This is a genomic window from Paenibacillus popilliae ATCC 14706 (assembly GCF_000315235.1).
GTDB classification, from domain to species: domain Bacteria; phylum Bacillota; class Bacilli; order Paenibacillales; family Paenibacillaceae; genus Paenibacillus_B; species Paenibacillus_B popilliae.
This window is the reverse complement of sequence record NZ_BALG01000120.1, coordinates 1-9,889: the sequence shown is the minus strand read 5'-3', so window position 1 is coordinate 9,889 and position 9,889 is coordinate 1. Positions and strand designations below refer to the sequence as shown.

The 9,889-nt window shown below is 51.2% G+C and carries 8 protein-coding genes and 1 pseudogene; 6 read left to right on the top strand and 3 right to left on the bottom strand.

Annotation, left to right across the window (positions count from 1 at the left end; translation table 11 throughout):
- Positions 1 to 353 precede the first annotated feature (353 nt).
- Positions 354 to 629, top strand: a complete 276-nt coding sequence (locus PPOP_RS09610; RefSeq protein ID WP_042228208.1) for a hypothetical protein — start codon at positions 354 to 356, stop codon at positions 627 to 629.
- 1,131 nt (positions 630 to 1,760) lie between these two features.
- Here PPOP_RS09610 and deoD read toward each other — a convergent pair.
- Positions 1,761 to 2,471 carry a purine-nucleoside phosphorylase gene (deoD, locus tag PPOP_RS09595; RefSeq protein ID WP_006286081.1) on the bottom strand — a complete coding sequence of 237 codons (711 nt, stop codon included), beginning with the start codon at positions 2,469 to 2,471 and terminating at the stop codon, positions 1,761 to 1,763.
- Between the two features lie 282 nt (positions 2,472 to 2,753).
- Positions 2,754 to 3,485 carry a Crp/Fnr family transcriptional regulator gene (locus tag PPOP_RS09590; RefSeq protein ID WP_006286079.1) on the bottom strand — a complete coding sequence of 244 codons (732 nt, stop codon included), beginning with the start codon at positions 3,483 to 3,485 and terminating at the stop codon, positions 2,754 to 2,756.
- Between the two features lie 150 nt (positions 3,486 to 3,635).
- Between PPOP_RS09590 and deoB the strand changes: the two genes are divergently transcribed.
- The 5 genes from deoB (at position 3,636) to PPOP_RS09565 (ending at position 9,526) form a co-directional block, all read left to right on the top strand.
- Positions 3,636 to 4,817 (top strand): phosphopentomutase, encoded by a 1,182-nt coding sequence (gene deoB, locus PPOP_RS09585; protein ID WP_042228204.1) that lies wholly within the window; start codon positions 3,636 to 3,638, stop codon positions 4,815 to 4,817.
- Positions 4,818 to 4,874: 57 nt separating this feature from the next.
- A complete protein-coding gene (locus tag PPOP_RS09580; RefSeq protein ID WP_042228202.1) occupies positions 4,875 to 5,900 on the top strand; it encodes a BMP family lipoprotein in 1,026 nt (341 codons plus the stop codon).
- 64 nt (positions 5,901 to 5,964) lie between these two features.
- A complete protein-coding gene (locus tag PPOP_RS09575) occupies positions 5,965 to 7,506 on the top strand; it encodes an ABC transporter ATP-binding protein (RefSeq protein WP_006286075.1) in 1,542 nt (513 codons plus the stop codon).
- The gene (locus PPOP_RS09570) at positions 7,493 to 8,569 is read left to right on the top strand and encodes an ABC transporter permease (RefSeq protein ID WP_042228201.1); all 1,077 of its coding nucleotides are present in this window, start codon (positions 7,493 to 7,495) and stop codon (positions 8,567 to 8,569) included. The genes PPOP_RS09575 and PPOP_RS09570 overlap by 14 nt, the downstream gene beginning before the upstream one ends.
- 3 nt (positions 8,570 to 8,572) lie before the next feature.
- A complete protein-coding gene (locus tag PPOP_RS09565; protein ID WP_006286073.1) occupies positions 8,573 to 9,526 on the top strand; it encodes an ABC transporter permease in 954 nt (317 codons plus the stop codon).
- 115 nt (positions 9,527 to 9,641) lie between these two features.
- On the opposite strand, the pseudogene PPOP_RS24120 reads toward PPOP_RS09565, so the two are convergent.
- Positions 9,642 to 9,794: pseudogene (locus tag PPOP_RS24120) on the bottom strand (PhzF family phenazine biosynthesis protein); the annotation flags it as partial.
- Positions 9,795 to 9,889: the final 95 nt, after the last annotated feature.

Below are 9,889 nucleotides of genomic sequence, written 5' to 3'. Positions count from 1 at the left end.
CGTTGAGTGGCAGTTACGGATTCATTGTATTCTATTAGGAGAATCCCGATTATTTTGATATGGGGTAATTTGGTTAATCAACAGGCCTGCTGAAAGATATGGTTCAAATGGAAGGGCGCAATTACCTGATGGAAGAATTCGTTACTACGGGGAAATAAAACCGCCAAGAACCCCTGGGGAAATGGTAGGACGTAGAATGGTTCAAGAATTGAATCCTTCAAACGGGAATGTTAGAACATGGCACGAAACATTGAGTGGTGCAGGAAATATCAGGCAGGTGAGACCTGAACTGGGATCAAATAAGATACATTATCGCTTTGATCAATATGGTAACTACATTGGAAAGTGGTGATATGTTGGAGAAACCGACTGTTGAAGAAATCGTCAGAAAGTTAAAGAGTGTACTACAGGGACACTTAAGCAGAGAAGAAGTTTCTAACTGGGCAGGGTATTGGATAAGAAAATTTAGAGATGAATTTAATTTAAACGAAGAGGACTTATTAATATGGAAATACCTTGATGTTGTCTTGGGAATTGATTTGAAAGATACCCCAACAGAGTATTTTCATATTGATGAAGATATCTTGGATTGGATTAAAATATTCGAGGAACAACAATTAAATCCTTGATCAGCTTCATGCCTTTCGGGTCTGTCAAGAGTTTTGTGTAGTGCGGCCGGGCAAGGTCGTTAATTCTAGTGGGTGGGAGTCCCATCAGGAAAAAGCCTAACCAGCAGTCCTGTAGCTAGTTCTTGGAGGTTATTCGGTAACGAATAACTTTAAGCAGCGGGCCGAAAGCGAAAGCTGAAGTGATGGAGCCTCGAAAAAATAAGTGGAGACAGGCCGATGTGGTTACACACACAGAAGGTAATATCGGTTCGAGCGTTAGTGGTGAGTTTGAATCGGCACTCCGGGGTCTGAGAGCTTGGCACGTTACAAACAGAGAATTAGCGGGAACCCGGGAGACCTTATCTCTTCTTGGAACCAGCGGGTATGCCGTACAAGTGAAAACCAAGTACTAATAAACAGAACTAAGCCAATTGCATGATAAAGCAGAAACAATATTGCAATCGTCCAAATAAGTGTCCAAATCATCTTTGTCGTTTTTGATTTCTTTTTGTCTTGGTCATCCATATGAACACCTCCCATTCCGATATCAGTATATAAATAACGAGCGACCTTATAATTATCGCTCGTTATTTGATATATTTAGAAGGTCATATAGCACTCCAATTCCTTCGTCATTAATGTTCCAATCCTAGTAAGGCACTATCCGTTCTCGGTGTCCCAACAATTTTGTCATCATGGTTAGATAATTCCGCAATAACATACGCTTTCATCCAGGAAATCTTGTTGTCATTCCATGTCTTTTCGAGTATATGTGTACGGGTGTCATAAGAGGATGTTTGACCCTTGGCTGCTTCTGCCCCCGCCGCAGAAAGTGCAAATACGCTGAACATCATAGCACAGGCAACAATCATTTTCCAAGTGCGATTTTATTTCATGTTTGAAACTCCTTTTGTTTTTGGAATTGTTCACCTTGTCTCAACTTGATGTTTGCAAGAATTATAACACGTTCACTTGGGATAAAAAATATAAATACACTATAATATGGCTTGTACCATAGATTCTACTTTATAAATTCAAAAAATATAGAGGAAGCTTCCCGTGAGTGTTTTTTACCGCGAATATAGAGAAAAGGGGCATCCCGGTCTTGGCATCGACCGCTGGCTGCCCCTTCTTCCTGTCTGTTCGATTATCTTATTTGCCGCGAATCGCCGTCTCCAGCGCGACTTCGATCATGTCGTTGAACGTCGTCTGCCGCTCTTGGGCTGTTGTCTGCTCCCCGGTCAGAATATGATCGCTAACGGTGAACATCGCCAAGGCATCAATGCCATGCTTGGCCGCTAAAAGATAAAGCGCCGCCGTCTCCATTTCTACGGCGAGAACCCCGTATTTGCCCATCTTCGTCTGCATCTCTACATTGTCGGCATAGAAATGATCTGAAGAGAAGATGTTCCCTACCCGGAGATGAAGGCCTTTTTCCTGCCCGATCTCATAGGCGCTGCGAAGCAGATCGAATGTCGCTATCGGGGCGAATTCGGCACCAGGGAAGTAGTGCTTGTTGATGGAAGAGTCGGTGCATACCGCTTGCGCCAGTAGCACGTCGCGCAGCTTCACTTCTTCTTGAATCGCGCCGCATGTTCCGATGCGGATGATGGTTTTGCAGCCGTATTCTTTGATCAGTTCCGTCGCATAGATGGAGAAGGAAGGAATCCCCATACCAGAGCCTTGAATCGACACTTTACTTCCTTTATAGGTTCCTGTGTATCCGAGCATGCCGCGCACCTGGTTGTAGCAAACGGCGTTTTCAAGGAACGTTTCTGCGATATATTTCGCGCGAAGCGGATCACCAGGCATCAAGGAGATGGGTGCAATAGCTCCAACTTGTGCTTCCAAATGAATACTCATACTGAATCCCTCCATTGTGCTTCACAAAATGCAGAACCGTTATCTAATATGAAAACGATTACTTATCTTTATACGATACCATGAACGCAGATGTAAAAACCGTGATTGCAGGCCCTTGTATTCTGTGAACAATTTCACCAAATGATTGTCGGGTTGGTAACTGAATGTGGATTTTTCGCCAATTATAATCAAAATATGACAAACGGCCCCGACCCATTTCGTCGGCAGCCGCCATCTGTTCAATGCTTGTATTGCATGGCGCGTTTTCGGCACCATCGATTTTTACGGTCGGGAAATATCTTGCGAACGCCATTTGCGGTAAGCGGGCGAATCGTCCATGTCATCGCACATTGATTGCAGCTTCTCCAAATCGGTAATGTAAATATATTTTTGATTCATCATCAGCACCCCTTCCTCCTGTAGTTTGCGCATAACCTTCGAAATCGATTCCCGGGTCACGCCAATCATGTTGGCCAAGAGGTGATGCGTTACTCTGCAATCGATCTTGTAAGCGAATTCAGCGGGCTTGCCCAGGTTGCAGTACAGATCCAGGAGCAAGTTCGCCAGCTTCAGCCTTACGTCCAGATAAGACAGGTAGCCGACTTTGTTGTTCATATTGCTCAAATGATCGAGCAGTCGGTTATAGGCTCTCTTCAGCACCGACGGGTGTCTGTCCATGATCGTGATGAAATCGGAACGGTTCATGACCCAGAAATGGGAGGTCTCCATCGTTTCTACGTTAGCAACGCGGCGGGGGTAGGTGGCAATGGTCTCCATCTCGCCGATGATATCGCCGGGGAACTGGAAGTTTAAAATCATTTCCTTGTCGTGATAAAGCCGGCATACTTTGGCTAGTCCCTCCCGCAAAATATATATATCGGAACTCTCATCATCCTCATGGATGAGTACCTGGTTCTTTTTATAGGTTCGTGTTTTCAGCAGGGGAAGGATATGGTCACAATCCTCCTGCGATAAGTCCTGTAGCAAAAAAACGTGCTGTAAACTGCTAAGCATGGATTCTCCTTTCTCGCAGGAATATGGATATATTTCCTGTCGAAAAACCATAATTACATTTATAATATTACATGACATTCACCGGATAAGCCAAGTATCGGCGCGAGTGTCCGTATAGACAACTTGGATAACAGAAGAGGAGTGGTAAACATGTTTGAACGAGTATGTGTCGTCGTTATGGATAGCGTAGGTATCGGTGAGCTTCCGGATGCGGAACGCTTCGGTGATGCCGGCTCTCATACACTCGGCCATATCGCGGAGCGCGTACCGACGATTCAGCTTCCGAATCTGCAGGGGCTCGGTCTAGGCAATATCGCGGACCTGCCGTATATTCCCCCGGCCGCATCGCCGCTGGCCTTCTACGGCAAAATGGCCGAGACTTCCGTCGGCAAAGATACGATGACTGGCCATTGGGAACTGATGGGCCTGCATGTCGACATTCCGTTCGAGGTCTATCCGGAAGGATTTCCGGAGCCGCTCATCCAGGCTTTTGAGGAGAAGACGGGACGGAAGGTACTCTGCAACCGACCTGCTTCCGGCACGGACGTGCTGGTCCAGTACGGCGAAGAACAGATGCGTACCGGCGCCTGGATCGTATATACGTCCGCGGACAGCGTCTTCCAGATTGCGGCGCATGAAGATATCATTCCGCTGGAAGAGCTATATGCGGCCTGCGAGATTGCAAGGGAGATGACGCTGAGTGCTCCCTATGCCGTCGGACGCGTTATCGCGCGGCCGTATGTCGGCGATCCGGGCAGCTTCAAGCGGACCGCCAATCGTCATGATTACGCGCTTGCTCCGCCAGCGAAGACGGTGCTGAATTCGATCTTTGAGAGCGGCTATGAAGTGGTATCCGTGGGGAAAATTAACGACATCTTCTCCGGAAGCGGAATCAATCATTCCTATCCTACGAAGAGCAATGCGCACGGCATGGAGACGACGATCGAGCGGTTAGGGGATGCAGGGAAAGGGTTGATCTTTACCAACTTGGTTGATTTCGACTCCCTGTACGGCCACCGCCGCGATCCAGAGGGCTACGCCCGTTGCCTGGAGGAGTTCGACCGAGCGCTGCCGGAGATGATGGAACGGGTCGGCGAGAAGGACCTGCTTATCATTACGGCCGATCACGGCAATGACCCGATTCATGCAGGAACGGATCATACGCGCGAATATGTGCCGATTCTGATCTATAATCCTGCGTTTGCGGGCAAAACCGCTTCCATCGGAGTACGCTCGACCTTTGCTGATCTGGCCGCTACGCTGGCCGACAACTTCGGCGTCAAGGGAACGGGTTACGGGACCAGCTTTTTGTCGCAGTTGAATGCCCGCTGACGTGCTCGCTCTGGATAGATGCAAGATGATGGATTAATCTCAAGGGGGAACTCGTCAATGAAAAAATCGATGTTGTTGGTATTATCAGCGATGCTATTATTCACCTTCGCTCTGGCCGGCTGCGGGAACAAGTCCGGGGGCACGAATGCTGTCGACGGCGAAGGTGGCGGGAAAAAGCTCAAGGTCGGTATGGTTACCGATATGGGAAGCGTAAACGATAAATCATTTAACCAGAGCGCTTGGGAAGGTCTGCAGAAGCTGCGCGACGACTTCGGCTTTGAAGTCAAATATTTAGAGCCGAAAAATGACGGTGAAATCTATCCGAGCTTGAACCAGTTCGTCAAGGGCGGCTACGACTTGACTTGGGCCACGGCATATACGCTGGATGATGCGGTAACGAAGATTGCCAATGAAAACCCAAATGCGAAGCTGGGCATCGTCGATTCGGAAATCATCGTGCCGAACGTCGCTTCCGTTGCCTTCAAAGAAAACGAAGGCGCGTTCCTGGTCGGCGTTATCGCCGGCTCAATGACGAAATCGAACAAAATCGGATTCGTCGGCGGCATGGAAAATTCGGTCATCAAGCGCTTCGAAGTCGGCTTCCGCGAAGGCGTCAAGGCAGTCAATCCGGATGCCTCATTCAAAGCGATATATACGGGGCAATTCACCCGCGTCGATATGGGGAAATCGGCCGCTTCCATACTGTATGATGACGGCGTCGATATTATTTTCCATGCTTCCGGCTTGACAGGCAACGGCGTATTTAATGAAGCGAAAGAGCGCGTGACGCGCGGCGACCGCGTCTGGGTTATCGGCGTAGATAAGGACCAGTCGCTTGAGTTCGGTGACGATGTGACGCTGACCTCAATGATAAAGAAGGTTGACGAAGCGGTATACACGATTTCCAAGGCATTGGCGGACGGCAACTTCCCTAGCGGCAAAGTGACCTCGATGGGGCTGAAGGAACAAGGCGTCGATATTGCGCCGACTTCCGATAAAAACGTGCCGAAAGAAGTGTTGGACAAAGTCGAAGAATACCGTGCCAAGATTATTAACGGCGAGATTCAAGTGCCGACGACTTAATTCACCATACCGCCTCCCCGCCCGTTTGACCGGCGGGGAGACGTGTTGCGAAGGGGAACGCCAAATGCACAAGGGAGATATCGTACTGGAATTGAAAGGAATTACAAAGCGCTTTCCCGGCATTATAGCAAATGATCAAATTAGCCTCCAGTTGAAAAAAGGCGAGATTCATGCGCTTCTCGGCGAAAATGGCGCCGGCAAATCGACATTGATGAATATTGTATTCGGATTATATCAGCCTGATGAAGGCAGTATGGAGCTGAACGGCCGGCAGATTGTGATGGACGGCCCGAACAAGGCGATTGAATGCGGCATCGGCATGGTGCATCAGCATTTTAAGCTTGTTCACCCTTTTTCGGTTACGGAAAATATCGTGCTCGGCATGGAACCGACGCAAGGCATAAAGATGGATTTGAAGGGCGCTGCCCATAAAATACGTCAGCTGTCGGAGCAGTATGGGCTGAATGTGAAGCCGGGGGCGATCATCGAATTGATTTCCGTCGGCATGCAGCAGCGCGTCGAGATTATGAAAACACTGTATCGCGGGGCCGAGATTATTATTTTCGATGAGCCGACCGCGGTGCTGACGCCGCAAGAGATCGAGGAACTGCTCCACATTATGAAGCGGCTGGCCGCGGAAGGCAAATCGATCCTGCTCATTACGCACAAGCTGAAGGAAATCATGGAGGTTGCGGACCGCTGCACGATTATCCGCCGGGGCAAAGTCATCGACACCGTTAGGGTAGCCGAGACAGATCCGGTGACGCTGGCCGAGAAGATGGTTGGCAAGCATGTCGAATTCAAGACAGACAAGGCGCCTGCTTCGCCACGGGATGTGATGCTTCAGGTCGACAACCTGATCGTGAAGGACGAGCACGGGCAGCATGTTGTGGACGGCGTCAGCTTTCAGGTGCGGGCCGGAGAGATTGTCGGCATCGCTGGCGTGGACGGGAACGGTCAGAATGAGCTGATTGAGGCGATAACCGGCATGCGCCGGACTGCGGACGGGCAAATCCGATTGGCGGGCCAGGATGTGACGAATGTATCTCCCCGGGACGCTTCGGACAAGGGTATCTCCTACATCCCTCAGGATCGGCATAAACATGGGCTGGTGCTCGACTTCGACGTCACGGAGAATGCCGTGCTCAAATCGTACGACAGCCCGGAGTTCAACCGTAAAGGCTTGATGGATCAGCAGGCGATTGGACAGGTGACAAAACGGTATGTGGAGCAGTTCGATATTCGGACGCCAAGCATCCATACGCCGGTCCGGGTGATGTCCGGCGGGAACCAGCAAAAGATCATTATCGCGCGCGAGATCGATAATGATCCGAGGCTGCTCGTCGCAGCCCAGCCGACGCGGGGGCTGGACGTCGGCGCGATCGAATTCGTACATAAGCAGTTAATCGCCCAGCGCGACGCTGGCAAAGCGGTTCTGCTCGTGTCGTTCGAGCTGGAAGAGATATTGAATGTGGCTGACCGCATCCTCGTTATGTTCGACGGACGTATTGTCGGGGAGACAACGCCGGAGACAACGACAGATCAGGAACTGGGTCTCATGATGGCCGGCAAGCATCAAGGGGGGGGACGTCGTGAACAAGCTTAAATCGATGCTAGCCAGAGAATCGGTTATCATCTCTCTCATGGCTATCATCCTTGGGATGATTATCGGAGCTCTCGTTATGCTTGTCGGAGGCTATCATCCGCTGCTTGCTTATCAGTCACTGGTGGAGAAAATATTCGGCTCCGCCTATGATATGGGCGAGACGCTGCGGGCGATCGTGCCGCTTATCTTCGCCGGATTGGCCGTAGCGCTTGCATTCCGTGCGGGCATGTTCAACATCGGGGTGGATGGCCAGATTGTGATGGGCTCGCTCGGTGCGCTCATCGTGGGCAATATGATATCGCTGCCGCCGATTCTGCACGGCATCGTCGCTATTATCGCCGGTATGATTTTGGGAGGTCTATGGGGGGCGCTTGTCGGTCTGCTCAAGACGAAGCGGGGCATTAACGAGGTGATCTCCTGCATCATGCTGAACTGGACCGCGCTCTATATCAGCCAAATGGTCATCAAGGCGTTTATGGCGGAATCGGGGACGTCCCGTTCGCAGAACATTCAGGAATCGGCCAGCATCCAGATTGGCTGGCTCAGCAATTGGATGAGCGGGGCCCGCGTTCACTGGGGATTCTTTATCGTCATCGTTGCCGTTATCGGGTACCACCTATACATGAACCGGACGAAGTGGGGGTATGAGACCCGCGCCGTAGGGAATAACAGATATGCAGCGGAATACGCCGGCATGAGCGTGTCCAAGGTCATTACCCGGACATTCTTCCTCTCGGGAATGCTGGGCGGCATGATCGGAACGCTGGAGGTGCTTGGCGTATTCAAATATATGGCCATCTCCTCCGTAACTTCCGGTACCGGCTTTGACGGCATCGCCGTCGCGCTGCTTGGCATGAATGGTGCGCTGGGCGTCGTGCTGGCCGCGGCGCTATTCGGAGCGTTAATGTACGGGGCGCAGGGCATGAGCTTCGGAGCGGACGTCCCTGGCGAGGTCATTAATATGGTCATCAGCATCATCATCTTCTTCGCCGCAGCACCAGGCATGATTCGCTGGTTGATATCACGGTTTTCACGTTCTGAAAAGGCGAAGCGGGAGGGATAACAGATGGAATTGCTCGGATCTTTAATCAACGGGACGCTCGTATTTGCGACAGCACTCGTCTTCGCCGCGCTCGGCGGACTCATTGCGGAGCGTTCGGGGGTGATCAACCTCGGATTGGAAGGCTTCATGGTGTCAGGCGCGTTTTCCTCCGCGATTGTAGCTTATTACGCCGAACAGGCGGGACTGGGTGCGGCTTCGCCATGGCTGGGCTGTCTGGCGGCGCTTATCTTTACGGTCATCTTCTCAGGCATTCATGTGATTGCCTCGGTTCGCTTCAAGGCGAATCAGGTCATTAGCGGTATCGTGGTCAATATGCTCGCCGCCAGCTCCACCTTCTTCCTGGTGAAGCTTATCTTCAATGGGGCGGCGGAGACGCCGGTTATCAGCAATGTGTTCCACCGAATTCATATTCCTTGGCTAAGCGATATTCCGTTCGTGGGCAGAGCGTTCTTCCAGTCGTACCCGACGACGTATCTCGCCCTGCTGCTTGTCATCGTCGTTTATTACGTGATGTTCAAGACACCGCTCGGCCTGCGGCTGCGTGCGGTCGGCGAGCACCCAGGAGCGGCGGACACGGCCGGGGTGAAGGTCAACCGGCTGCGGGGCTGGTCCGTCATGGTCGGTGGTTCGATTGCCGCACTGGGTGGAGCGACGATTGCGCTGACGGCGAACAGCAGCTTCGCGTCCAACACGATCTCCGGCCAGGGGTATATCGCGCTTGCGGCGGTTATCTTCGGCCGCTGGAATCCAATCGGCGCGACGCTCGCGGCCTTGTTCTTCGGCTTCGCCCAGGCGCTGCGAGATCAGGTTCAGCTGTATTCCTTCGCCAATGTGATACCGACGGAAGTATTCTACATGCTGCCGTACGTACTGACGCTTCTCGTGCTGATCTTCACGGCCGGCAAGAGCAATTCGCCGTCTGCGCTTGGCGTGCCATATGAGCCAGGCAAGCGGTAATAATTGCAGCAGCAAGTTGAATGGGTCGGTCTAAGCCTCTCTCTTTCCATATAGGAAAGAAGGGAGGTTTTTTCAAACAGCGAACGGATCGTAAGCAATTTTTTTACCCCATTTCTCAACGTATATGAAGATCGGCAATGGAATACAGAGCTGCTGAACCACTGATCTTGACTCGGTCTCCCTTGTATTTACAGTATAATGTTCCCCCGCGTGTGGAGAGTTGTCTTGCTACCATCTCATCCTTGCCAAGACGCTTGGCCCAATAGGGTGTGACGACTCCCCATAGCTAAAGCTAGGGGCTTCTCAGATCATCGAGATTCGTAACCTCATCTCTCCCTGATGGCTCCGTCCGAGCCAATATAT

Coding starts and splice junctions, on each gene's coding strand:
- PPOP_RS09575 (WP_006286075.1), top strand. CDS start 5,965: ATGCACAAGGGAGATATCGTACTGGAATTGAAAGGAATTACAAAGCGC.
- PPOP_RS09590 (WP_006286079.1), bottom strand. CDS start 3,485: ATGCTTAGCAGTTTACAGCACGTTTTTTTGCTACAGGACTTATCGCAG.
- deoB (WP_042228204.1), top strand. CDS start 3,636: ATGTTTGAACGAGTATGTGTCGTCGTTATGGATAGCGTAGGTATCGGT.
- deoD (WP_006286081.1), bottom strand. CDS start 2,471: ATGAGTATTCATTTGGAAGCACAAGTTGGAGCTATTGCACCCATCTCC.
- PPOP_RS09580 (WP_042228202.1), top strand. CDS start 4,875: ATGAAAAAATCGATGTTGTTGGTATTATCAGCGATGCTATTATTCACC.
- PPOP_RS09610 (WP_042228208.1), top strand. CDS start 354: ATGTTGGAGAAACCGACTGTTGAAGAAATCGTCAGAAAGTTAAAGAGT.
- PPOP_RS09565 (WP_006286073.1), top strand. CDS start 8,573: ATGGAATTGCTCGGATCTTTAATCAACGGGACGCTCGTATTTGCGACA.